The organism is Larsenimonas rhizosphaerae (assembly GCF_023700005.1).
Taxonomy (GTDB): domain Bacteria; phylum Pseudomonadota; class Gammaproteobacteria; order Pseudomonadales; family Halomonadaceae; genus Larsenimonas; species Larsenimonas rhizosphaerae.
In genome coordinates, this window is record NZ_JAMLJK010000001.1 from 1,114,674 (window position 1) to 1,139,190 (window position 24,517).

20 protein-coding genes are annotated in these 24,517 nt (G+C 59.4%); 8 read left to right on the forward strand and 12 right to left on the reverse strand.

The genetic code is table 11. The features are described 5' to 3' along the window. Positions 1–41: 41 nt before the first annotated feature. From NAT21_RS05045 to NAT21_RS05060, 4 genes are all read right to left on the reverse strand, one after another. The gene (locus tag NAT21_RS05045; protein WP_250936202.1) at positions 42–518 is read right to left on the reverse strand and encodes a tripartite tricarboxylate transporter TctB family protein; all 477 of its coding nucleotides are present in this window, start codon (positions 516–518) and stop codon (positions 42–44) included. Beyond that, complete coding sequence (locus tag NAT21_RS05050) at positions 515–1,468, reverse strand: tripartite tricarboxylate transporter substrate binding protein (protein WP_250936204.1); 954 nt, start codon at positions 1,466–1,468, stop codon at positions 515–517. Before NAT21_RS05050 ends, NAT21_RS05045 begins: the two co-directional genes overlap by 4 nt. Before the next feature lie 338 nt (positions 1,469–1,806). Next, positions 1,807–2,481, reverse strand: coding sequence for an RraA family protein (locus NAT21_RS05055; protein WP_250936206.1), 675 nt, complete (start codon positions 2,479–2,481; stop codon positions 1,807–1,809). Positions 2,482–2,538: 57 nt separating this feature from the next. Beyond that, positions 2,539–3,531, reverse strand: coding sequence for a hydroxyacid dehydrogenase (locus NAT21_RS05060; protein WP_250936208.1), 993 nt, complete (start codon positions 3,529–3,531; stop codon positions 2,539–2,541). A gap of 146 nt (positions 3,532–3,677) precedes the next feature. Here NAT21_RS05060 and NAT21_RS05065 point away from each other — a divergent pair, with 146 nt between their 5' ends. Continuing rightward, positions 3,678–4,559 carry a LysR family transcriptional regulator gene (locus tag NAT21_RS05065; RefSeq protein ID WP_250936210.1) on the forward strand — a complete coding sequence of 294 codons (882 nt, stop codon included), beginning with the start codon at positions 3,678–3,680 and terminating at the stop codon, positions 4,557–4,559. Positions 4,560–4,588: 29 nt separating this feature from the next. On the opposite strand, the gene NAT21_RS05070 is transcribed toward NAT21_RS05065, so the two are convergent. The 7 genes from NAT21_RS05070 to NAT21_RS05100 form a co-directional block, all read right to left on the reverse strand. Continuing rightward, positions 4,589–5,566 (reverse strand): Bug family tripartite tricarboxylate transporter substrate binding protein, encoded by a 978-nt coding sequence (locus NAT21_RS05070; RefSeq protein WP_250936213.1) that lies wholly within the window; start codon positions 5,564–5,566, stop codon positions 4,589–4,591. Between the two features lie 60 nt (positions 5,567–5,626). Continuing rightward, positions 5,627–6,655 carry an amidohydrolase family protein gene (locus tag NAT21_RS05075; protein WP_250937999.1) on the reverse strand — a complete coding sequence of 343 codons (1,029 nt, stop codon included), beginning with the start codon at positions 6,653–6,655 and terminating at the stop codon, positions 5,627–5,629. Further along, the gene (locus NAT21_RS05080; RefSeq protein WP_250936215.1) at positions 6,655–8,163 is read right to left on the reverse strand and encodes a tripartite tricarboxylate transporter permease; all 1,509 of its coding nucleotides are present in this window, start codon (positions 8,161–8,163) and stop codon (positions 6,655–6,657) included. Before NAT21_RS05080 ends, NAT21_RS05075 begins: the two co-directional genes overlap by 1 nt. Positions 8,164–8,175: 12 nt before the next feature. Further along, positions 8,176–8,655, reverse strand: a complete 480-nt coding sequence (locus NAT21_RS05085) for a tripartite tricarboxylate transporter TctB family protein (protein WP_250936217.1) — start codon at positions 8,653–8,655, stop codon at positions 8,176–8,178. A 158-nt stretch (positions 8,656–8,813) separates the two neighbouring features. Continuing rightward, positions 8,814–9,770, reverse strand: a complete 957-nt coding sequence (locus NAT21_RS05090) for a Bug family tripartite tricarboxylate transporter substrate binding protein (RefSeq protein ID WP_250936220.1) — start codon at positions 9,768–9,770, stop codon at positions 8,814–8,816. 510 nt (positions 9,771–10,280) lie between these two features. Beyond that, the gene (locus NAT21_RS05095; RefSeq protein ID WP_250936221.1) at positions 10,281–11,441 is read right to left on the reverse strand and encodes a fumarylacetoacetate hydrolase family protein; all 1,161 of its coding nucleotides are present in this window, start codon (positions 11,439–11,441) and stop codon (positions 10,281–10,283) included. A gap of 229 nt (positions 11,442–11,670) precedes the next feature. Continuing rightward, positions 11,671–12,891 carry an ROK family transcriptional regulator gene (locus NAT21_RS05100; RefSeq protein ID WP_250936222.1) on the reverse strand — a complete coding sequence of 407 codons (1,221 nt, stop codon included), beginning with the start codon at positions 12,889–12,891 and terminating at the stop codon, positions 11,671–11,673. Between the two features lie 310 nt (positions 12,892–13,201). Here NAT21_RS05100 and xylB point away from each other — a divergent pair, with 310 nt between their 5' ends. The 3 genes from xylB (at position 13,202) to NAT21_RS05115 (ending at position 17,356) form a co-directional block, all read left to right on the forward strand. Beyond that, entirely contained in the window at positions 13,202–13,939 is a 738-nt protein-coding gene (xylB, locus tag NAT21_RS05105) for a D-xylose 1-dehydrogenase (RefSeq protein ID WP_250936223.1), read from the forward strand. 58 nt (positions 13,940–13,997) lie between these two features. After that, a complete protein-coding gene (locus NAT21_RS05110) occupies positions 13,998–15,404 on the forward strand; it encodes a sugar porter family MFS transporter (protein WP_250936224.1) in 1,407 nt (468 codons plus the stop codon). Between the two features lie 146 nt (positions 15,405–15,550). Beyond that, the gene (locus NAT21_RS05115) at positions 15,551–17,356 is read left to right on the forward strand and encodes an IlvD/Edd family dehydratase (protein ID WP_250936225.1); all 1,806 of its coding nucleotides are present in this window, start codon (positions 15,551–15,553) and stop codon (positions 17,354–17,356) included. Between the two features lie 335 nt (positions 17,357–17,691). Here NAT21_RS05115 and NAT21_RS05120 read toward each other — a convergent pair whose 3' ends face one another. Continuing rightward, entirely contained in the window at positions 17,692–18,729 is a 1,038-nt protein-coding gene (locus NAT21_RS05120; RefSeq protein WP_434084389.1) for a LacI family DNA-binding transcriptional regulator, read from the reverse strand. A 243-nt stretch (positions 18,730–18,972) separates the two neighbouring features. On the opposite strand from NAT21_RS05120, the gene NAT21_RS05125 reads away from it, so the two are divergent. The 4 genes from NAT21_RS05125 to NAT21_RS05140 all read left to right on the forward strand — a co-directional run bounded on the left by NAT21_RS05125 (position 18,973) and on the right by NAT21_RS05140 (position 24,177). Then, the gene (locus tag NAT21_RS05125; protein ID WP_250936227.1) at positions 18,973–19,890 is read left to right on the forward strand and encodes a dihydrodipicolinate synthase family protein; all 918 of its coding nucleotides are present in this window, start codon (positions 18,973–18,975) and stop codon (positions 19,888–19,890) included. A gap of 118 nt (positions 19,891–20,008) precedes the next feature. Then, positions 20,009–21,277, forward strand: a complete 1,269-nt coding sequence (locus NAT21_RS05130; RefSeq protein ID WP_250936229.1) for an Nramp family divalent metal transporter — start codon at positions 20,009–20,011, stop codon at positions 21,275–21,277. A 67-nt stretch (positions 21,278–21,344) separates the two neighbouring features. Further along, positions 21,345–22,556: a DcaP family trimeric outer membrane transporter gene (locus tag NAT21_RS05135; RefSeq protein ID WP_250936231.1), complete on the forward strand. Its 1,212-nt coding sequence runs from the start codon at positions 21,345–21,347 to the stop codon at positions 22,554–22,556. Between the two features lie 325 nt (positions 22,557–22,881). Beyond that, a complete protein-coding gene (locus tag NAT21_RS05140) occupies positions 22,882–24,177 on the forward strand; it encodes an MFS transporter (RefSeq protein ID WP_250936242.1) in 1,296 nt (431 codons plus the stop codon). The last annotated feature ends 340 nt before the right edge of the window (positions 24,178–24,517 follow it).

Genomic DNA, 24,517 nt, shown 5'->3' on the forward strand with positions numbered 1-24,517 from the left:
ATCTCCTGGGAAATCTCGGACGCGAAAACGTGGTGACAGGCTCAGGGCAGGGGCAGGTTGAGAAGATGTCGTCCAGCCCAGAAAATGGCGATGGTGACGATCAGCGGCAAGGCCACATTGAACAGCCAGTGACGCTCGCCCAGCAGCCAGGCCAGCACGATACCGATCGTGGCCACGGTAATGATGAAGCCCAGCATCGGCATGGTTGCCAGGGCCACGGCCATCAGCATCATGACGAAAAGCACGCGGATCCAGCTGACAGCCGGGCCGATGGCGGTCTCGGCCGTTCGGCGATGGCGCCACAGTCGAAGCACGGCTCCCAGGGCCAGTAGCCATAGCACCAGCCTGGGGAAGAAGCGTGCATCCGGGCCCGGGTCGCCAAAGTCAAACACCGTCACCTGATCGTGGAGGGTCAAAAGTCCGATGGCTGCGACGAGCAGGATGCCGAGGCAGGTGCAACCTTGCAGGCCAAATCGAGGCATGCGGCGGTGGGAGGATGTGTTCGTGTCGATGCTCATCGCTTCAGGGTCTCGGCCAGATGATGATACGCCACCAGGTTCTTGCCGATGACGGCCTCGACTTCGTCACCTGGCAGTAGCCTCACGGGTTGGTTGAGTTTTTTCATGACGGCGGCAAATTCCGGTGAAGAGGCGGCCTGGCTGAATGCGGCGCGCAGTGTCTCGGCGCGCTTGGCGCTCACGCCATGGGGCACCATCAGGGCCACGATGGAGGGAAATTGAATGTCGTATCCTGACTGCTCAAGCGTGGGCACTTCCGGGAAATCCGGGTCAGGCTGGTCATCGAGCACGGCAAGCAGCCGTAGCTGGTCACTTTTAACCAGATCGCGGTAGGCAGGCACCAGCGCGATATCGACATGGTGGCCAAGCAGTGCCGCGGTTGCACCGGCGGCACCGTCAAACGGAACGTGCTGAAGCCTTGCATCGGTGTCGCGTCCCAGCTGAGTAAACGCCAGGCGCGCACCACTCAGGGCGCCGGCCGTGGCATAGGTGAGACGGGAGCCATCGCGGGCAGCATCAAGCAGTTCCGTCAGGGTGTGATAGGGGCTATCGGCATTGACCAGAACACCATGCCAGGGCCCGGGATAATTCAGGATCGGCGTAAAATCCTTGAGCGTGTCATAGCCCGTATCACGCAGTGCCGGCGCGACAAAGGAGGGAGAGGAGGTGGTCGCAATCAGGGTATAACCGTCCGGCGCGGCGCGGGATACCGTGCGCATGGCGTTCACGCCACCACCACCAGGGCGGTTTTCGATGACGACCGGTTGGCCAAGCAGCGGCTCTGCCAGTCTGGCGAGCTGCCTGGCTGAAATGTCGGTGGTCCCTCCCGCACCATAGGGAACAATCAGGGTAATGGGACGAGCAGGATAGTCACTCGCCCAGGCCGGAGAGGCCAGCATGATCAGCAGGGTGCTGAGTAAATAAAGCCAACGGTTTCGAGGTGAACGCATCGAAACTCTCCCGATGAAGATAAATAAAAAAGAGATGCCGAATGGTGAATACATTGACGGAGTGATGATTAAAGCCTTGCCTCGACATGAGTCGTACTGATGTGCCATGACTTTTCATCGTCATGTCGGGCCGTTAATGCTACGCCGCTCGGGTGGTTTTAATTATTAAACCTTTGTCTACTTTTGGCGTTTTTCTTCTTTATTATTAATGGCTTGGAGAATTTTTACCTGAGTTGAAGGCGCAAAAGGGACGCCGGGTAATTGAATATCCGGCGTCCCTTTCATAAATCCGGGGGTAGGGGATTTATTGTTTTACGTTCAGCTGTAAAACAGTGTGCCTAGTTCATTTCGCACCCTGTGGCCTTGAGTGCGGCGCTCACCCAGCTCCGATCGTTCTCACCGGCGTGAATTGCAGCCATTTGCTTCTCTTCAGCCGCCTGTTTGGCCTGAGCGGCCTCAAGCACGGTCTCTGCATCGTCATAGGGAACGCAAAGCATGCCGTCACTGTCACCGATGATCAGATCGCCCGGCTCGATGACCATGCCATTCAGGCTGATCGGGGTATTGATTTCGCCCGGACCATTCTTGTAGGGACCGCGATGGGTAACCCCGGCTGCAAAGGTAGGCAGGTTGGTTTCGCGAAAGCCATCAAGATCGCGTATCGCACCGTTGAGAACAAAGCCGACCACGCCCTTTTTGACCGCATAGGCGAGCATCAACTCGCCCATCAGGGCGTTGGTGGTGTCACCGCCCGCGTCGCAGACAATGACGTCACCGGGCTGGGCCATGTCGATGGCCTGGTGCAGCATCAGGTTGTCACCCGGACGAGTACGCACGGTCAGGGCCACGCCTGCCATTGAGCCCTCGCGGTGCATGGGACGAAGGTCGCTGCCACCGGCAAAGACGCGGGACATGCTGTCACTGACCACTGCAACAGGAAGTGCAGCAAAGGCTTCGACGGTGGATGCGTTGACCTGGCGCTGGCGTTTGAGAACTCGGTTGCCGATGGGCATGGTATTACTCCATTGAGATGGCCTGAATCTCTGGCCGATATGTCATGAAAAACAGGATCAGGAACAGGTGGTTTCCGGCAGGGTATTGACCATGCGTGCCGGTGGCAGCGCTGTGCCGGCAATGAGGTCGACAATGCCACTGACCGCCAGAACACCCACGCGTGTACCTGCTTCTTCGGTCACCCCTGCGATGTGCGGTGTCAGGATGACCCGCTCGGAGCGAGCGAGCGGATTGATGCCTTCCGGCGGCTCGCACTCGAAGGTATCCAGTCCGGCACCGGCAATGTGGCCACTCTCGAGCGCAGCCAGCAGAGCCTGCTCGTCGATCAGTCCGCCGCGGGAGGTGTTGATGACGTAGCTGTCATTCGGCATCAGGGCCAGTGTTCTGGCATCAAGCAGATGTGCGTTCGCTTCAGTCAGGGGGCAGTGCAGGCTGACGATGTCGGATCGGGCCAGCAGCGTATCGATGTCATCGATGAACTCGGCACCAAGGGAGCGAATGGCTTCCGGTGAGGCGTAAGGGTCGTAGACGGCAACATCCAGCCCCAGCCCCTGGACGATTCTGACCACGGCGGCGGCGATGGCACCACCGCCGACCAGGCCCAGGCGCATGCCGGATAATTCCCGCCCGAGAAAGTCGGCCTTTTCCCAGTGGCCCTGTCGCATGCCGGCATCCAGCGGCAGCAGACGCTTGACCGTGGCAAACATCAATGCGACAGCGTGCTCTGCCACCGAGACCGCATTGCCACCGGCAGCGCGAATGACCTGAACGCCATGATGCGTGGCTGCATCAACATCAATGTTGTCCACGCCGGCGCCATGCTTGGAAATCACCTTGAGTGACCGGCCGGCTGCAACCGCTTCAGCTCCGAATCGCCCCATGCGTGACACGATGCCTACCGGGTCGTGACGGTTGATGTGTTCAACGAGCACCTCCGACGAAGGGTAGGCCGGCGTGTGGTGTACGGCGTAGCCCGCGGCTTCGGCATATTGACGTGCTTCTTCAGCCAGGTGAGGGCCGGTTACAAGAATGGTGGGGCGGTTCTCCAAGGTCTCTCTCCATTGATTGTCAGTGGCAGCACACGTGGTGCCAGGTGTCGTTCCTGGGCGGTTGCCGATTAGAATACAGGTAGTTTTTCTTTATAAAAGCGACTAATATTTTACGTTAAGTGAAGAAAGTCTTAATGGGTAAAAGCATGGACACACGTCAGCTACGCACGCTAATTGCGATCTCCGAATACGGTACCTTTGCCCGTGCTGCCCGCGAGGTCTGCCTGACGCCTTCGGCCGTCAGCCAGCAGATGCTTGCGCTGGAGCAGGAACTGGAGGCCTCGCTGTTCAATCGGCAGACGCGTCCGCCAAGTCTCACTCTTCATGGGCTGCAACTTCTTGAAACCGCCCGAAAGGTTCTGGGACTGGTCGAGGAAACCCGGATTTCCCTGAAGGGCAGCAACGTGTCAAGTTCGCTCAGCATTGGCTCGGTTCGCACCAGTACCATCGCTTTGCTGCCACGTGCGATCGTGGCGCTGCGCGAAATATTTCCAGAACTGCATGTGGACCTTCGTGTCGGGATGTCCTCGGCCCTTCTCAGTGATGTCAACGCCGGCCGCCTGGATCTGGCGGTCGTGGCCGAGCATGCCGGGGTCTCGCGAAACCTTTCCTGGTCCCCGTTCCTGCGTGAGCCGCTGGTCTTCATAGCGCCTCCCGGCACACCGGTAAGACCGGTGCGGGAGTTGCTGGAAACCCTTCCTTTCGTGCACTTTGCAAGCGATGTCCCTCTGGCGGCGCTGATCAACAATGAGCTGACCCATCAGGAAGTCAGAACCAGGCACATTGCCGAGATCGACACCATCCCGGCGATCGTCGAGTGTGTCGCGGCGGGGCTGGGGGCATCGGTCGTGCCTGATATTGCAGTGCGTGAAAATGGCCGTGACATGCTCAAGCTGCCGTTCGGCCGCCCTCAGATCTATCGTCAGATTGGAACGGTACGTCATGCCAACTCGGCCAAGTCCGAGCTTCTTATGGCCATGCACAACAAGCTGGCAGAGCTTTCCGGCGAATTCGGCGTGTTCATGTGATCCAGCGCTGACAGGCCGCTTTCTGCCCCTCATTTCCATGGATGGCTTTCCCACAGTTTTCTGGCGACGTCGGACTGGGCGTCGTTCAGCTGGCGATAGTCATCTCCGGTGATGATGTCCAGCGTATTGCCCTGAGCCGCCAGCTCATCGCGCAGCTTTTTGTTGTCGGCCAGCGCCTTGAAGGCCGTCACCAGTCGAGTTTTGACCTTCTCCGGGAGCCCGTGAGGCGCCACGAAGCCGCGATAGGAGCCCATTTCGACGTCATAGCCCTGTTCCTTCGCCGTAGGCACGTCAGGCGCGAAGGAGGAGCGCTTGTCATCAAGAACAGCCAGTACGCGCAGTTCGTCTTCAAAACCGATGGTCTGGCTCAGGGCCATGGTACCGGCGGCGACGTGGCCGCCGAGCAGGGCGGTGCGTGCCATCGAGGCGCCGCTGAAGGGGAACAGGTTGAATTCGGTATCTGCCGCTGCGGCCAGCAGCAGGGCACTGAAGTGGTCATTGCCCCCCAGTGATGCCAGGGCCATGCCCACGCTGCCCGGTTTTTCCTTCGCCGCCTGAATCAGTTCCTTCAGACTGTGATAGGGAGAGGTCTGACTGACGACCAGGGTGTTGGGGTCGTGTACCACGTTGGCGAGATAGTCAAAGCTGTTGGCGTCGTAGGCCGCCTTGCGGTCGTAGGTCAGTGCCATGGCGGCCGGCAGATTGAAGGTGCCCAGGGTATAGCCATCTGCCTTGGCCCTGGCCACGCTCGTAAACCCGATCTGGCCGCCGGCACCGGGCTGGTTCTTGATCACCACACGGGCATCATTTCCCAGTTCCTGCTCCAGATATTTTCCCACCACACGGGCAAGCACGTCGGTGCCCCCGCCGGCGGAGTAGCCGACAATCACTTCGATGGGCTTGCTGTCGGGGTAGTCGGCGAAGGCGGGTGTGTTGAGTGCGGCCATTGCCTGCGCTGATACGGCAATGGCTGAAATGACCAGTGTTTTCCGAAGCGTTTTGAACATGTCCTGATCCCTCGTTGTTATTCGTATCGTGGTGTTATTCGCATTGAGGTCGTGCCACTGTCATGACGACGCCTGGGGTGTCACCCATCCGTCGAAGGCCACGCCATAGGTGCTGGCAGCCGTCTTCCAGAACAGCTGATCCCGGTCGTTCTGGCTCAGCGCGCGAGTCAGTCGCTTGTAGGCATTCCAGAGTGCGACATAGGAGAACATTCCCTTGTCCACGGGGAAGTTGCTCTCAAACATGCAGCGCGCCGGACCAAAGGCCTCGAGGCAGGTCTCGAACCAGGGTGCCCAGTCTCTTGCCAGACGTTCGGAGTCCGGGGGCGCGGGGTGGTGGTGGTAGTCATTGCCGAAAACGGCAAGCCCGAATCCGCCGATCTTGAGGCGCGTGTTGGGCAGGGCAGCGAGTTTCTCGAGGCCTGCGCGCCAGGCGGCAAAATCAGCCGGTGTTCGTTCACGAAATGGCCCGACGCCGAGTGGACCGCCGCAGTGATTGATGACCACCGTCAGCTCCGGCAGCAGGCGAGCGAGCGTTTCGACTTCATGCAGCTGTGTCTGGTAGGCCCAGATGTCCAGGGCCAGTCCGGCCCGGGCGACTTCAGCGGCGCCTTGGTGAAATTCCTTTGAGCGCAGCAGACCATCCGGGGCCGGCCTCGGGTTGGAGCGCACCGCCGGGTCGGGGTGATAGGCCGTGGTATTGCGAATGCCACATACGTGATTCGGGGCCAGATCCAGCAGGCCATCGAGGGTGTCGCGTACCGCGCTGCCCTGCATGAGGTCGGCAAAGGCAACGATGCCGACCGGATGATTCGGGGCCTGAGCGCTCCACTCGAGGATCGTTTCGACCTCGCCCAGCGGGTAGAGCGCCTCGGGCCCCGAGCGGCGATATCCGGTGCGACACTGCACGTAGATACTGGCGCGCACGTCATGGCCGCAGCTCACATCGGCGATGAAGTCCTCGGTGCGATAGCGACTCTCTTCGCGATCCCACAGATGATGGTGCGCGTCCAGAATCGGCTGGGCCGGGTCCAGCACCGACTCATCAGTCAGTGCCAGCCATGCTTCCCGGATCGAGGCATGAGGTGTCATCACTCGGCGACTCGTTTGGCCTTGCGCGCACGCATCAGCCGTGAGAAGAGCGGTGACAGTATCACCAGCAGGATCATGCCGATCAGCACCTTGGCCGTCGGGCTGGAGGCCAGAATGTCCCAGTTACCGCCACCGATGCGCAGTGCAAGACGCAGGTTCTGTTCGGCAAATCCTCCCAGAATCAGCCCCAGTACAACCGGTGGCAGCGGGAACTTCAGCTTGTCCATGAAATAGCCGATCAGGCCAAAGCCGAGCATCAGATAGACATCGAACATGCGGCCATTGATCGAGTACACGCCGATGAACACCAGGGAGATGATGATGGCGCCCAGCAGCGGTCGTGGCAGGCGCAGCACCTGTGCAAAGCTGTTGGTGGCCAGCGCTCCCCCGAGGAAGATCAGCAGGATGGCGGCAAACAGGAACTGCCACATGAAGCCAAAGACGATTTCAGGGTTGTCACGGAACAGCATGGGGCCGGGCTGCAGGCCGTGGATCAACAGTCCACCGAGCATGACGGCAGCAACCGCCGTGCCGGGAATGCCCAGCGTCAGCGCCGGGATCAGTGCGGCGGCAGTATCGGCATTGTTGGAGGTTTCCGAGGCAGCAACGCCTTCCGGTTCGCCCTTGCCCCAGTCATCCGGGTTTTTGGAGGCTCGGCGGGCTTCGTTATAACTGAGAAACGCTGCCATGGAGCCGCCGGCGCCAGGCAGGATGCCGACAAACACGCCGATGATTGAAGAGCGTACCCAGGTCTTCCAGTACTTCAGCATGCCGGGGATGGCCTTCCAGATGCTGGTGGTATTGAGTCGGCCGGTATTTTCGGTGTCGAAATCGCGGATTTCCTCAAGCAGGCCGATGGCCGGTGGCAGTGCATAGAGCCCGACCAGCAGCACGACGATATTGATGCCGTCGAGCAGCTCCAGGTGCCCAAAGGTGTAGCGCTCGGCGCCGGTAATGGTGTCGGCACCGACGAGGGAGACAAAGACACCAAAGGCTGCGCTGATCAGCCCCTTGATCACATCACCGCCGAGCAGGAAAACGATGGCCGACATGCCGAATACCGCCACCCAGAAAATCTCGGTCGGACCGAAAAGCAGCGTGACCTTGGCCAGCGGAGGAGCCAGCAGCATCAGGACCAGCGCCGAGACGATACCCCCCAGTGCAGAAGAGACCACGGCGACCTGAAGTGCATAGCCACCACGGCCCTGCTGAGCCATCGGGTAACCATCGAAGCTGGTGGCGACGGCGGCAGGCGTTCCGGGAATGCGCAGCAGCACAGCGGGGATTGAACCGCCGTACATGGCCCCGTTGTAGATACCGGCCATCATGCCAAGGGCGACCAGCGGATCCATGCCGAAGGTAAAGGGAATCAGCACCGAAATGGCCATGGTGGCGCTGAGGCCGGGCAGGGCGCCTACGCAGATACCGGCAACAACGCCGACAATGACCGCCAGGAGATTGCCCATGGACAATACGGACGGTAGTGCATCAATAAGATTGCCGTACATGAGATATCCTCGTTAGCGCAGGAAGAATTCGGTGGGCAGTTCCTGCCCCATCAGCAACACGAAGATGATCGCGATGCCGCCTGTAAAAATCAGATCGGCAAGCAGTACGCCCTTCAGGCTTCGGTACCCGAAGCACCAGGCCACCACCGGAATCATGACAGCCGTTGCGGTGTAAAAGCCCAGCAGGGCGACGGCGGCGACATAGATCGCAATGGATGCCACGATGCCGAAAAAGCGTTTGGCATCATCGAAGACCTTGATGGGCGCCACGGTCTGGCGCCGACGGCGCAGTACACAGCGTCCGATCAGCAGGACGCCAAGCAGGATAAGCGCCGAGAGCATGGTGACCGGCAACAGTGCTGTCATGCCGGGCATATCCGAGGTGCGCGTCAGAAGTACGCCTGCGCCGAGCACGATGACCGTACCGGCGATCAAATCCGGATCGATGCCGCGAGAGGACTCGCTGGCCGTGTTAGTGGGTTCACTGGTCATGGGATATGTCTCATGAAGTCGCGTTGGAGCCAGTCACGACAGGCCGGCAATGACGAGTCGGTCATGCCGGTTGAACCACCACGCGGTCATTGGGAAATGGCATGGTGGTTCCGTCGTGAAGGTCATGTGTCAGAAAAACCGGGATAACGAGCGCAGGCTTACTTCCAGGGAGTGGTTTCCCAGATGCGTTTTGCCAGTTCCAGCTGCTCGGCGTTGAGGGTCTTGAAGTCATCGCCCAGAGCCAGTTCTGTCGGGTTGCCGGACCGGCGCATGGCCTGCTGGAAATCAGGGTCGTCGTAGGTTTTCTGGAAGGCGTCGAGCAGTTTGGCCCTGACGTTTTCAGGCAGATTGGCCGGCGCCACGAAGCCGCGAAGCGCCCCGTTGACCAGATCGAATCCCTGCTCCTTGAAGGTAGGGATGTCTTCCGCCATGGAAGAGCGCTTCTCGGAGGCGATGCCCAGTACGTTCAGCTCATCGCGGAAGGCCACGACTTCGGAGATGTTGATGATGCCCATGGTGACGTGGCCGCCCATCAGCGCGCTGCGGGCCGGAGCTGAACCGGAGAAGGGCACGACGGTATAGTCGGCCTTGGTGACATCGGTGAGCTTTTGCAGGAAGAAATGGTCATCGCCGCCCAGGCTCGACATGGCGACCGTTACCGCACCGGGACGCTTTTTGGCCGCTTCGACCAGCTTGTCCATGGTGTCGATGTCACTGTTTTTGGGAGTAACGATGACATTGGGGTCGTTCACGACGTTGGCCAGGTAGGTAAAGCTGTCGGCATTGTAATCGGCATTGCGATCAAGCGTTCTGGCCATGGTGCCCGGCAGGTTATAGGTGCCGATCTTGTAGCCATCGGGTTTGGCTTCGGCGACCGCTGTAACGCCAATCTGACCACTGGCGCCCGGCATGTTCTTGACCACTACCGAGACATCATTACCCAGGTACTTCTCCAGAAAGGGAGCCGTGGTCCGGGCCATGACATCGGTGCCACCGCCGGCGGCAAAGCCGACAATCAGGTCGATGCGTTTTTCGGGATAGTCCGCCAGTGCAGCCGTGGACATGCCGCTCGACAGAACCAGCGCTGCGGCAATGGCAATTGATTTAAAACCCATGGTGGTGCCCCTTGAGACATGAAATGTTCTGCAAAGTTAAGGGCACAGTAAAACTGCATTACAGCGAATAATTTTTCTCGCCTTGACCAGTTTTTTTTCATTGGGCGCTTTAACGCCAATAATTTATACCTTGGTCTTAAAAAAAGTGGTTTTACTTAAACTATGAAAACAAGAGTGTCAATGAGACTAATGAATCCCGGTTCTGATATATCCGTAGTTACATTGGAAGCATGGCCGTATTTTAAAAAAATAGAGTCATGGACGACATGTCAGGGCGCGGAATAACACGGTTATTTATATGTTCTGACGTTCCACGTACACATTTAAAACGGGTATGTAAAAAAAGCGCCGAACGTGACGGCACATGATCGTGGCGGGACCTGTGTATCAGGGAGAGCTTGATTTACAGCTAACCGATGAACCACCCCCGATCGGCGGATGGGCGCGTAATCTGTCACGGTGGGTCCTCGGCTACTGCCCGACATGTGCCACCTGTCGGGCAGGTATCGATCAGCGGTGCCGGGCCTGGTGTGCATGCCACTGACGTATGCCGAAGGTCCAGGGGGGGAGCCGGTCCGAGCGGTCCACGCGATTGACCAGTGCGCCCAGGGCTGGGGTGGCGATGGTGACGAGGTCACCCACGTGATGCGTAAAGCCTTGTCCCTCGCCATCACGATCCAGAATGGGAGAGAACATGGTGCCGAGAAACAGCATGAAACCATCCGGGTACTGGTGATGTGGGCCCACGGTCTGGCGGACAAGATCCAGTGGATCACGGCTGATCTGGCGCATGTCGCTTGAGTCATCAAGCACGAAACTGTCATCGGCGCCTTCGATACGCAGTGAAACCCGTGCCTGGCGTACCGTATCGAGGGTGAAGTGTTCATCGAAGAGACGAATGAAGGGGCCGATGGCACTGGAGGCGTTGTTGTCCTTGGCCTTGCCCAGCAGCAGGGCGCTGCGTCCCTCGATGTCACGCAGGTTGACGTCATTACCCAGCGTCGCGCCTCGTGGCTGACCGGTAGCATCGACGGCCAGTACGATCTCGGGTTCGGGGTTGTTCCATCGTGATGACGGGTGCAGGCCTACGCTACTGCCAAAGCCCACTGACGAGAAGGGTTGTGCCTTGGTGAAAACCTCGGCATCCGGCCCGATGCCGACTTCCATGTACTGAGACCAGACGCCCCGTTGCTGCAGTTCTGCCTTGAGCGCCAGCGCCTCATCGGAGCCTGGAACCATCTGCGACAGGTCGCTGCCGATTACGGTCTGCAGCTCCTGGCGCAACGCGGTGGCATGAGCAGCGTCACCGGCTGCCTGCTCCTCGATGACTCTTTCCATCAGGCTGACGGCAAAGGTTACGCCGCAGGCCTTGATGGCCTGTACATCGCAGGGAGCCAGCAGATAGGGCGCGTGCGGGGAGGATGACAGCGAGTTTTCCAGCAGTGATTCGATCGAGCCCAGTGACTCGCCCTCGGCCCGGGCAACCACGGCGGTGGCATCATCCCGGTCCAGCAAATCGGCCATACAGGCGCAGGTGGACGTGATGTCGATGACCTCGCCGTTTCGAATCACCACGATGGCAGGCCCCGACTGGTCAGGCGTTTCGCGCCATACCCGCCCGGCCAGCAGTGCGCTTTCCAGGTCTTCGGGAAGAAAGGTTGTAGTATGCAAAAGGATTACCTCGACGGTTTGTCGCGCGAGATGCGTTGGTGTGTATCTGCGAGGCTGCCTGCGGTACCCCAGCGTACGCAGGCAGCCTCGAACAGACCGGTTTTTCATAGTGAAAGACCGGGGAAGTAAGTTCAATCTGTTTACTTATTCGGCTGCGCCAACTTTAGTCTACGTGGCGCCTCGCAGGGTATCGGGCGTGATCATGCGGCTGCGCTGATCACGCCCGAGTTCAGGACGAACCGTGGGTGGCCTGTGGCAGGGCCTGATCATGGATGGCTCTGGCCAGCACCTGGGCAGCTGCGCCCCGGGCAGCCACGAAGGTACTGTCTTCAATGACGCGTAATGAAACGCGCTGTGCGGTTCCCAGCAGGCGGTGCTGATGGGCTTCAAAATAGGTGAGGGCGGGGTCAAGAAAGAGGGGCCCCAGCCGCGTCAATGAACCGCCCAGAACAATTTCAGCAGGGTTCTGGGTGTGATGCAGGTTCAGAAGCAGCATGCCCAGTGCCTCTCCGGCGCGGCGAAGGGTGTGCACTACCATCGGTTCCTGCAGGCGAGGTGTCAGCCTGTTGATCAGGTCATCCTTCTCGTCAATGCCCAGGGTGGCACGGATCGACCAGCCGCTGACAAGGGTTTCTGCACACCCCCGGTTACCGCAATGACAATAAAGTCCGCCCGGCTGCAGAACGGTATGGCCGATTTCTCCGGCCAGCCCCTGAACGCCTCGCGTGAGCAGTGGCAGGTGCCTGCCCTCCGCCAGACCACTGCCGATCCCGGTGCCGGCGCTTACGTAAAGCAGGGACTCCGGGATCGCGCCGGTTCGGAAATAAAGCTCGCCAAAGGCCGCGGCCTTGGCTTCATTGTCCATCAGCCAGACGCCTGTGGCCTCAGGCAGGTGCGGGCGCAGTAACTCCATGAAGCGCACATCATGCCAGCCGAGGTTGGGCGCTCGCCGCAGCACGGCTTCATCGGTGGCAATGGTGCCTGGCAGGGCCACGCCGATTCCCAGACTGTCCCTGTGCTGCAGGGACGTGCGGTGCGTGAACTGCCGCAATAGCTCACCCAGCGACGCGGCTGTGGTGTCGGGTGTCGTACAGGGGAAGGGTTCATGCTGTGTTTCAAGCACCTGGCCGGAGGGGGCACAGGCCACGAGCCGCAACCCGTGTACGCCCACTTCGGCACCCAGCAGGTAGTAGTGGTCATCGTTCAGGTGCAGGGCGCGCCCCGGCCGGCCACCACTGCTTTTCTGCAGCTCTCCTTCCTTCAGCCATCCCTGGTTCAGCAACGACTGAACGGCTGTGCCTACCGTGGCCTTGGTCAATTGTGCCTGGGTAGCAATATCGGCGCGCGTTACTCCCGGTGCGCGCCGTACTGTCTCGAGGATGGCGCTTAAGTTCAGCCGCTTGAGAAAGTTGAGATCGCCCGCCTTTTGATTCTGGTAACTGCCTGGCATGAATAAAGTGAACCCTCTACGGCCTGTTCCGGTGGCTGAACGTGAATCTTATACAGTTTCATGACGAAATTCCCTGCCTGGTGCCTGCACTGAAGAGGCAGTATTCGGCAGGTGTGTCGTGATGTATCACCTGTCTGATTACGTTAACCCTATGTCGTATGGTTGTCCTGACATCATGAATTGATAATCGCCACTTAGTAACAAGACTATACCAAGTGGCCCGTACCCGATGGTGGCGTTGAGCATCTCCCCATGGTGGAAGGGTTCCTGCATACCAGTGCTTTCTCTTTCATGGATGGTGGAGTGACTTATGGGTACAGCAATCTATCCCGGTCTTGCAGATAAACGTGTCGTGATTACCGGCGGCGGTTCCGGCATTGGTGCCGGCCTGGTCGAAGCCTTCGTCGAGCAGCAGGCCGAGGTTCACTTTCTGGACATCTGTGAAGATGAGTCCCGAGCGCTGGTCGAACGGCTGGCGGGCCATGCGACCTTCCATTTGTGTGACCTTACTGACCTTCACGCCCTGGTGGAAACGTTCAGGCACATCGGTGCGGTTGATGTGCTGATCAATAATGCTGCAAACGATGACCGTCATACCCTGGGGGACATTACGCCGGATTACTGGGATGAGCGGGTCGCGGTGAATCTGCGTCATGTGATGTTTTCCATGCAGGCAGTGGCTCCAGGCATGAAAACACGCGGCGGCGGAGCCATCGTCAACCTGGGCTCGATCAGCTGGCATCTTGGCCAGGAGCATCTGGCCATCTATGAAACGGCCAAGGCAGGCATTGAGGGCATGACGCGTGCCATGGCCCGTGAGTTGGGCGAGGACGGCATTCGCGTGAACTGTGTCATTCCGGGCAACGTGAAAACGCCTCGCCAGTCCAGATGGTACAGCCCTGAAGATGAGCAGAAGATCATCGATGAGCAGAAGCTCAAGGTCCGCATTCATCCCCACCATGTCGCCAGCATGGTGACCTTTCTGGCCTCTGACGCTGCGGCTGCCTGTACTGCCCACAATTACTGGGTCGACGCCGGCTGGCTTTGAATCATCTCACCGCATCACGCGTTCCATACGATAACGACACGTTTTCCGGAGCAATACCATGACAAGTGACATGACACGCAAGCGTGGCCTGTACGTATTCGGTATTTCCTGTATTGCCGCCATTGGCGGGTTCCTGTTCGGGTTTGACAGTGGGGTTATCAACGGTACGGTCGATGGGCTTCAAAGTGCCTTCGGCTCCGACAGCGTCGGTACGGGCTTCAATGTTGCCTCGATGCTGCTGGGGTGCGCCGTAGGGGCCTTTTTTGCCGGTCGGATGGCGGATCGTCTTGGTCGCAGGACACTATTGATCATTGCGGCGGTCTTCTTTCTTGTCAGCGCCTGGGGGTCCGGCATTGCCGGTGGGTCACTGGCGTTTGTGATGTATCGCGTACTGGGCGGAATGGCTGTTGGCGCTGCCAGCGTGATTGCTCCTGCCTATATCAGTGAGGTGGCTCCCGCGGCTTACCGCGGGCGGCTGGCAACGATTCAACAGGTTGCGATCGTGCTGGGACTGTTCGTGGCCTTTCTGAGTAACTACACCCTGGCCAACATGGCCGGTTCATCGGTGGCTGCGCTGTGGTTCGGGTTTGCCACATGGCGCTGGATGTTCTGGATTGAAGTCTTTCCGGCGGCGGTGTTTCTGATCGCGCTGATGTTCATTCCGGAGAGCCCGCGTTACCTGATGAGTGCCGGCAAGATCGACAGGGCGCGCGGAGTGCTGGGCAAGCTGCTGTCGGATGAAGAGGTCAATACCAAGCTTTCCGAGATCGAGGGATCGCTGGCCAGCGATCATCAGCCGGGCCTGCGTGATGTCATCAATAAAGCGACGGGCAAGGTGCATGGCATCGTGTGGGTGGGGATCGGTCTGGCTGTCTTCCAGCAGCTGGTGGGCATCAACGTGGTGTTTTACTACGGCGCGGTCCTGTGGCAGTCCGTTGGGTTTTCCGAAAACGATGCGCTGCTGATCAATGTGATTTCAGGCGGGGTAAGCCTGGGCGCGCTGGTCATTGCCATTACCTCCATTGATCGTATTGGCCGCAAACCACTGCTGTGGATCGGCTCATCGGGCATGGCACTGACGCTGATGGCCATGGCCTACGCCTTTTCGACCGCGAGCATGGTCGATGGCTCCCTGCATCTGTCCGATGGGATGGGCATTGTTGCACTGCTGGCCGCCAACGCGTACGTGCTCTTTTTCAATGTGTCCTGGGGGCCGGTCATGTGGGTCATGCTGGGGGAGATGTTTCCAAATCAGATGCGTGGGTCGGGGCTTGCCATCTCCGGTCTGTTCCAGTGGCTTGCCAACTTTGCGATCACCATCAGTTTTCCGATCATGCTGGCAGCCATCGGGCTGGCGGGTGCCTATAGCATTTATGCCTTCTTCGCCGTGGTCTCGATCTTCTTTGTCGTAAGGTTTGTCAGGGAAACCCGTGGCAAGGAGCTCGAAGCCATGTCCTACGAATAGGGCTTGTACCGGCGCATCTGTCTTGAGGGACAGGTGCGACGTTTCCTGATTTCAGGCCAGTCCGGCAGACAGGGAAGTCTTGCCGGAATCACCCGGGGCCTGTTGATACATCACACCATTCCCGATTTTTCCGCCAGGGGTTACATATGCGCAATTCAGAACACAGGATCACTCCGGACCAGCTGCGTTCACGGTGGTGGTTCGATAACCCCGAGCATCCGGGCACTACAGCGCTGTGTATCGAGCGGTACATGAACTATGGCATCACCCTGGAAGAACTGACCAGTGGCCGGCCCATCATCGGCATCTGCCAGTCGGGCTCGGATCTGACGCCATGCAATCGCCATCACATCGAGCTGGTGAAGCGGGTGAAGGAGGGGATCCGTGCTGCCGGTGGCGTGCCCTTCGAGTTTCCATTGCATCCGATTCATGAAAATGCCCGCCGTCCGACGGCAGCGCTCGATCGCAACCTGGCGTACCTGGGGCTGGTCGAAGTGCTTCATGGTTACCCGCTGGATGGGGTCGTGCTGACCACCGGATGTGACAAGACCACCCCTGCCAGCCTGATGGCCGCCGCGACGGTCAATATCCCGGCGATCGTGCTTTCCGGCGGGCCGATGCTCAATGGCTGGCATGGCAACGAACGGGTGGGGTCCGGTACGGTGGTGTGGGAAATGCGCAAGCGCCTCGCGGCCGGCGATATTGATTACGCCGAATTTCTGTCGCGGATTACCGATTCCGCCCCTTCGGTAGGCCACTGCAATACCATGGGTACTGCCTCCACCATGAACTCCATGGCCGAGGCGCTGGGCATGAGCCTGCCTGGTTCGGCCATGATCCCCGCACCTTACAAGGAGCGGGCGATGGTGGCTTATGACACCGGTACACGGATCGTTGACATGGTGTGGGAGGATCTGCGGCCCAGCGATATTCTCACCCGTAACGCCTTTGAAAATGCCATTTGCGTGTGTTCGGCGATCGGGGGGTCGAGCAATGCACCGATTCACATCAATGCCATTGCCCGGCATACGGGGGTCGCGCTGACCAATGATGACTGGCAGTCAGTCGGCCACGATATCCCCCTGCTGGCCAATATCATGCCTGCCGGGGCCTACCTCGGTGAAGAGTTTTACCGGGCCGGCGGGGTGCCTGCCATCCTGCATGAGTTGCTGGCTGCCGGTCGACTTCACGGTGAGTCTCTGACCGTCAATGGGAGGACGCTGGCAGCCAATATCCTTGGGCGTGAGACGCGGGATCCGGAAGTGATCCGTCGGTACGATAATCCCCTGGTGGACCGTGCCGGCTTCCTGAACCTCAAGGGCAATCTGTTTGATTCCGCCCTGATGAAAACCAGCGTGATTTCCGCGGGCTTTCGTCAGCGGTTTCTGAGCGACCCCGATGATCCGAATGCCTTTGAAGGCCCGGTGGCGGTCTTCGATGGCTCCGAGGATTATCATGCGCGTATTGATGATCCCCGGCTGGATATTGATGATCGGACAATTCTTGTCATGCGCGGTGCCGGCCCGATAGGGCACCCCGGTGGCGCCGAGGTTGTGAACATGCAGCCCCCTGAAGCATTGATCAGGCGCGGCATCGAAGCGCTGCCCTGTATTGGTGACGGGCGCCAGTCAGGGACGTCCGGCTCGCCATCGATTCTCAATGCCTCTCCGGAAGCCGCCGCAGGCGGCGGGCTGTCGTTGCTCGAAGATGGTGATCGGCTGCGCGTCGATCTCGATCGGGGAGAGGTCATGCTGCTTGTTGATGATGCGGAACTGGTGGCTCGGCGGGGGCGCCTTGAACAGCAGGGCGGGTATCGTTATCCGGCCCATCAGACGCCCTGGCAGGAAATTCAGCGCACTCTGGTCGAGCCCCTGGATCAGGGCATGACCCTGAAAGGCGCCACCGAGTATCAGGATGTCGCGCGCCAGAGTCCGCCCCGGGATAATCACTGATCACCGATGAGTCGGGCGGGTACTGCTGATGCCGGCCCGACGGCTCTTCTTCTGGTTCTGACGCCGGCGAGCTCGGCGGCCTCTACTATCTCTCTCAGGCGTCCCTGGCGTTCAAGTGACCGTTTCCACGGGCGCACATCGTCGAGCGGGCCGAGCATCATCGGTTCCATGTGGCCGTAGATGGTGGCTGATGGTGCTGTATCCGATTATATCAAGATGTTTTTTTATAGCCCGGGGCGCTGTCATGGGACGAGTGATGATCGATCAGCCGTTGGTGCCTGGCGAGTGTTTGGAAGACTCGGGACGGTGCATGTCCTCCCCGGAGACGCCTGCTTTCATGAATGCCTCACTGATGAAGCCCTTGGTATCAGGCTGGGCATGGCTAGCCGGATACAGTCGGCTCCCTGTGGTCTCTCGCCCAGCAGCAATTCGATAGCCTGGTGGGCGACATAATCCAGGGGGATGTGAACCGATGTCAGCGCCACAGGCAGACGACTCGCCAGTGGTATGTCGTTGTAACCGACCAGCGAGAGCGATGAGCCAATGCTGATGTCGAGGCGATGTGCGGCAGCCATTACCCCGATGGCCAGGTTGTCATTAACTGCAAAAAGTGCCGAGGGGCGCTGCTGCTGAGAGAGGATCTGGTATCCCGCCGTTTCGCCGGCCTCTATCCCGAAACCTGACTCCATGACCCAGTCTTCATGTACCGAAACGCCGGCTTCCTGCATGGCGCGACGATAGCCTTCCTGACGGTCCCTGGCACTGGAGGTAAAGCCTGGTCCTGCAACCAGCCCGATGTCGCGGTGGCCGAGATCGAGCAGGTGACGAGTGGCGAGATACCCCCCCTGGATGTCGTTACCCAATGAAGAGGGGCTGATGCCGTCGGTTCGCAACACCAGCGCGTGTGGCACCCCCTGGTCGCGCAAGCGTGAGGGTAATTGATCATCGAGCCGGCTGGTCGCCAGAATCAAGCCGTCCACGCGCCTGTTCAGGAGTGATTCGGCGGCCAGGCGTTCGCTTTCCGGGTCGTCGCCGCTGGTCGCCACGATGGCGAAGTAATGGCGCTCCATGGCGGCGCGTGCGATTGCTTCATAAATGAGTGCCATCACCGTGTCACTCAGTCTCGGCACCAGAACGCCGATGGTGCCGGTACCTCCACGCCGCAGGCTGGAGGCGAGTATGTCCCGTTTATAACCCAGCTCTTTGGCGGCCTCCCGGACCCGCTGTGCAGCGCGGCTTCTGGATGGCGGAAGGCGCTCGTCCAGTACTCGAGAGACGGTTGATGTACTCACGCCAGCCGCCCTGGCCACGTCATGCATGGTTATCGGTTTGTCATTCATTGATGTGGTGATCCATGACGGAAGGAATATCAAACATTCCTTGAAGTTGAAGTCTTTCGTGCCTGCGCGCTAACGGCACTCCACACGATTCTAGCGATTCACACGCCATCTTATAAGCGCGAGACCGGCAATTCGGTCATGGGGAGGCTATCGGCGCTTCCTGCAGCGTAATTGAATCCTGAGACCATTGTCGTATTTGAACGGTCGGGTATTGATGGAACGATGTGCAAACGTTCCCAGTAACGTTACCAAAACCCGAAAAGAAGAGGAATCACCATGTCACTCGATCTCAGAGGTCTTACGCCTGCACCGGTCACTCCCTTCACCCGCGATGGTGAAATCGACTATGACGGCATCAAGAAGGTTGGCGCCTGGCTGGGCGGTATCGATGGTGTCAAGGGGCTGGTCGTGTTGGGCCATGCCGGTGAAGGCACCTTCCTCACGTCCGACGAGCAGACACGTGTCATCGAGGCTTATGTCGAGGCGGTCAAGGGGGAGGTACCGATCATCGCGGGCATCACTGGCGAAGGCGATCATGTGGCTTCCGAGGAGACCAGGCGAGCGGTCAAGGCGGGGGCCACGGCGGGGCTTGTCTATCCCTCTCATGGGTGGCTGCGTTTCGGGTATCAGGACGGGGCACCGCAGGAGCGCTATCGACGCATCCATGAAGAGAGCGGCATGCCGCTGATCCTGTTCCAGTACCCGGACAACACCAAGGCAACCTACAACCTGCAGACCCAGCTCGATATTGCGGCCCAGCCGGGGGTCTTCGCGATGAAGAACGGCGTGCGCAACATGAAGCGCTGGGACACGGAAATTCCGGTGATCCGTGAGCAGAACCCCGATCTGCAGATCCTGACCTGCCACGATGAGTACCTGCTTCACACCATGTTCGATGTCGATGGGGCGCTGGTCGGCTACGGCGGTATCGCTCCCGAGCCGCTGATCGAGCTGATCAAGGCCGGTAAGGCGAAGGATTATGCCAGAGCGCGTGAGCTTCACGATCGCCTGATGCCGGTGACCAAAAGCGTCTATCACCGTGGTTCGCACATGGAAGGCACGGTGGCGCTGAAGTGGGCGCTGGTGGCACGCGGTGTGCTTGAGCACGCGACGGTGCGGACACCGCTGCGCCCGCTCGCCGAAGGAGCCGACAGGCAGATCGCTGATGCCATGCGTCAAGCGGGACTCGTTTAATCGTCTCTGGCCGGCCTCGCTTCGAGGCCGGCTGCCTCGGTGATGCCGTCAAATATCACCGTCTCGCCAGATTCATCCATTCCATCATTCCTACAACAAGAGCTATCAGGAGCGTGTGATGAACTCTCATACCGAGCGGGACCGCGACTCGCTGTCCTCATCGACCTCGGGCCGGCCCGGGTTGTCTCTATCCTTGCCGCAAATGCTGGCCCTCATGGGACCGGCTTTCGTGGCAGGTGCCTGGCGATTTGGCCCCGGCGCGCTGACATCTGCCGTCCAGGCCGGTAGCCAATATGGCTATGTACTGCTCTGGGTTATTCTCGTCTCGGCGATTCTCATGTTCGTCTTCAATGACATGGCGGTCCGTCTGGGGCTGGCATCGGGCGACTCGGTCGTCGCAGTGACCAAGCAAAAGCTTGGACGTCCGGTCGGCGTGATGGCGGGGTTCGGTGTCTTTGCGATCACCTTGATGTTTGCCGTCGGCAACGCGGTCGGGTCGGGCCTTGCACTAAGTCTGCTGCTGGGTGGTTCGGTCGTCGGCTGGACACTGGCTTGTACTGTCGCTGTTGGGCTTCTTATTGCCATGCGCAATACCTATAAGGCAATGGAGCGGTTGCTGGTGGCACTGATCGGGCTGATGTCGGTCGGTTTCCTGGCATCGACGATCTTGAGCGACCCTGACTGGGCAGCAGCGGCCAAGGGGCTGATACCGCAGATGCCCGCTGAGGCTGGCGTGCTGTTGATTGCTCTCATTGGAACGAATTTCTCGATAAATTCGGCGTTCTATACAGGTTATGCCATTCACGAGCGGCAATTAAAGCGCGAGCAATATCGTGCCATTACGTTGATGGATACCTTGCCGGGCAATATGGCGACAGCTTTCATGGCCATGCTGATCATTATCGTGGCGTCGGCCGTGCTCAACTCCACTGGTACCGTGGTAACCACGTTTCCACAGTTGGCAAGCGTGCTTGAGCCGCTCGCGGGACGGCTGGGTTCCATCCTGTTCGGCCTGGGTTTTTTTGCGGCGGCTTTCTCGTCGATGGCGGCCAACGCGTCGGCCGGTGGAACACTGCTGGCGGATGCCCTGGGCTGGGACAGTAGCCTTTCGACCTGGCGCGTCAAACTCCTGGTCTACGGTGTTCTGGCCTGGGGCGCGGTGGTGACCGTGATCTCCGAGGGATCGCCCATCGAGTTGATCATCGTGGCCCAGGCGTTGACCGTTCTGGTCGCGCCCTTCCTCGGCATCATCCTTTTCCTGTTGACGCAACGTCGTGACGTGATGGGAGACCTCAAGAACGGCCCATGGCAGACCGGGTTTGCGATTCTGGGACTGATTGCCATCTTCGCCATCTCATTCCGGCTGATTTTCAGGCTTCTGGGCTGAGCCGAACGGCGATTCCAACTTCCAATTCCTCACTTTCCAATTCTAATAACAGTTATGGAGTTCCGAGATGCAACCACGCATTTCACGCCACCGCTCGCCCCTCATTCTGGGTGCCCTCATGCTGTCATCAAGCGTGCCGGCGCTCGCTATCGACTTCGATGTGCAGAACACCAAGGTGTCGGTCTACGGATATGCCAAGCTCGATATCATGTATGACATTGGCAATGTGAAGTCTGGCAACAGCGATGGGCTGGGCGACAGCGTCAATTTCGGCAAGATCGCGGTGGATGGCCAGCCGAGCACGGATGGACATTCGAACCTGAGCGCGGGTGAATCCAGGATCGGTGTCCGCACCACTACGCCCACCGCAAAAGGGGATCTGGTCACCAATATCGAAGGGGATTTCTTTTTCGGTGATTTCCGTTTGCGTCAGGCCTACGGTGCCTGGAATGGGCTCCTGGCCGGCCAGACCTGGAGTAATTTTCATACGTTCATCAGCACGACGCCAACATTGGACTTTACCGGGCCCGCCGGGCGCGATGCATTTCTACGCCAGGCCCAGCTGCGTTACTCGTTCGGGAACTTCCATATAGCGTTGGAGGACCCCGGTGGCGTCATGTCGGGGGACTCCTTCGATGGAGGGTATAGCGCCTCCAATGGTGCGAAATCCATTGCCGGTACCGACGTCGACCGCAAGGATGGCCTACCTGACCTCACTCTGCGTTATGAGTCCAGCGCCGGTCCGGCGAAATGGTCCATGGCGGCCCTGCTACGCGAAGTGGCCTTCGATTCCGGAGGGGAGGAGGACTCTACGCTGGGTTGGGGGCTCTTCGTGGCGGGAAGCTACGCCATCACACCATCTACCACGATCCGTGGTCAGCTGACGGGCGGCAAGGGCATCGGTGCGTATATGAAGGTCAACCCTGCTCCGGCGGCCTACCGGGTAGGCAATCACCTTGAAACAATTACTGCCTGGGGAGGCTCGCTCGGCATCAGTCAGGACGTCGGGCCCGGCACCTTCAGCGTCTCCTATTCCCGTGTCGAAGCGGACTGGGACAAGGCAAGGCGCGATGGCGTGTCGTTGGTCGATACCGATAATGCCGGTGGATTCGTCGATGCCTACGATAAGGTGCATGAGCTGATCCACGTCAATTACCTTTGGAGCCCTATCGAGCGTGTTACCTACGGGATCGAGCTGGCGCATGCCATGCGTGAAACCGTGGACCAACGCGATGGACGTGTCGATCGAATTCAGGGAAGTGTCATTTATGAATTTTGATCACGCCTCATAAATCAACGTCTCTTTCTGACATCTCTCGATCACGGTGGACCCGGCTGACCCGGCTGGGCTCACCGTCGTTTTTTACCTCCGCTGTCCATGTTCTTCCTTCAAGACCGTGCTGATGTCTTGTCATGGCCCTGTGTTGTGTCACCTGCAGCAGATTCGTCGGGCGACCTTAGACCTTTTCGTGCTCGAAAAATACGGTAAGTGGTGCTGGAATAGCCGAGCTGGGCGGCCATGAGCCAAACAGGGTGCTACAACAGTGACTGGGCTGTGCAGGCTGTGGGTAGTTCGATGCAACAATCATCCGAACGGATATTCCATGGTTAAAATGTTGGCTCAGGTCTGGGCGCTGCTGCTTGGTATCGTGCTTATCATGCTGGGCAACGGCATGCACTTTACGCTGATCGGGTTGCGGGGTGGCATTGAGGGGTTTTCGTCGGCGGAGCTGGCCGTTGTTACCTCGGGATATTTCATGGGGTTTCTGTCGGGGGCCCGGTTCACGCCACTGCTGATTCGACGGGTAGGCCACGTCCGCGTATTCGCCGCGCTGGGCAGTTTCATGTCAGCAGGATTGATTTCATTTCCCCTTCTAACCGATCCCTGGGCCTGGACATTACTTCGCGTGCTGGTGGGGTTTTGCATGTCCGGTATTTACGTGGTGGCTGAAAGCTGGTTGAACGATGCATCAACCAACGATACCCGGGGCAAGGTGTTATCGGCTTACATGATTGCCCAGACGCTGGGCATCATCGGCGCACAGGGGCTGTTATCCCTGGGAGATGCGGCCACGTCCGTGCTGTTCATCGGGGCCTCTATTTTGGTGTCGATTTCCTTTGCCCCCATTCTTCTGTCGGTGTCACCGGTGCCGGCTGTCAATGTTGCGCCGCCCATGCCACTGAAAAGGCTGCTGGCGGGATCGCCCCTCGGAACGGTGGGCATCTTTCTTCTGGGCAGCATTTATGCCACCCAGGCGGGGATGGGGGCCGTGTTTGGCTCTCAGATCGGCCTGACGGCAGCGCAGATTGCGCTGTTTGTGGCGATGCTCTTTGCCGGAGCGCTGGTGCTTCAGTACCCCATCGGCTGGCTGTCCGATCGAATGGACCGGCGCAGGTTGATCTTTGGTGCTTCCGGGGTGGGAACCGTATCCTGCGTGCTGGCATGGCTCGTCGGTCATGACCTTTGGGCCTTGATGGCGGCGGCCTTCCTTGCCGGAGGTGTAACCACGCCACTTTATGCCCTGTTTCTGGCCTATACCAACGATGCGTTATCGCCCGAGGATATGCCGGCGGCGTCGGGTGGGCTGGTATTTACCTTTGGGCTGGGCGCCATTATCGGCCCACTGGTCACTGGGTGGGCGATGGAAGGGTATGGACCCTTTGCCTTCTGGCCGGTGCTGGGGGCGACCTTCCTGGTCGTTACCCTTTATGCACTGTACTGCATGACCCAGCGTGCGCCGGCATCTGCGCATGACCCGGAAAGCTACCTTGGGGTCGTGCCCACGGCGTCTCCCGTGGCGGTAGAAGCTGCTGGCCTCTGGGCTGTTGAACATGCCGAAGCGGAACATGCCGAGGCAGCGTACGCACAGCAGGCCGGCTCCGATGACATCAAGCCGTAGTTATCGGTATATGACCTGGGAGTGTCTGAGCGGGTAGTAGCGTGACGCCTGTTATCACGTGGCGGTAATCCATATGCCACATCTGCCATGGAGAGTAGGTGTGCATTTGTTCAGGGTTCAGGAGTTTTCCTCCGACTCCGCTTCTTCCAGACCGCTGCCCATTACACCGGACGCGCCGCCCCCCGATATACCTGACCCACCCCCGCCGGAGGTGGATCCAGGGCGGCCACCCGAGCATGAGCCGATAGCTCCACCTGAGGTGCCGCCCGATACGGTGCCGCGTCCTCGGCCTGGCATATCCCCGGAGATCGAGCCGGACCAGCCACCTGAAGTTCAACCG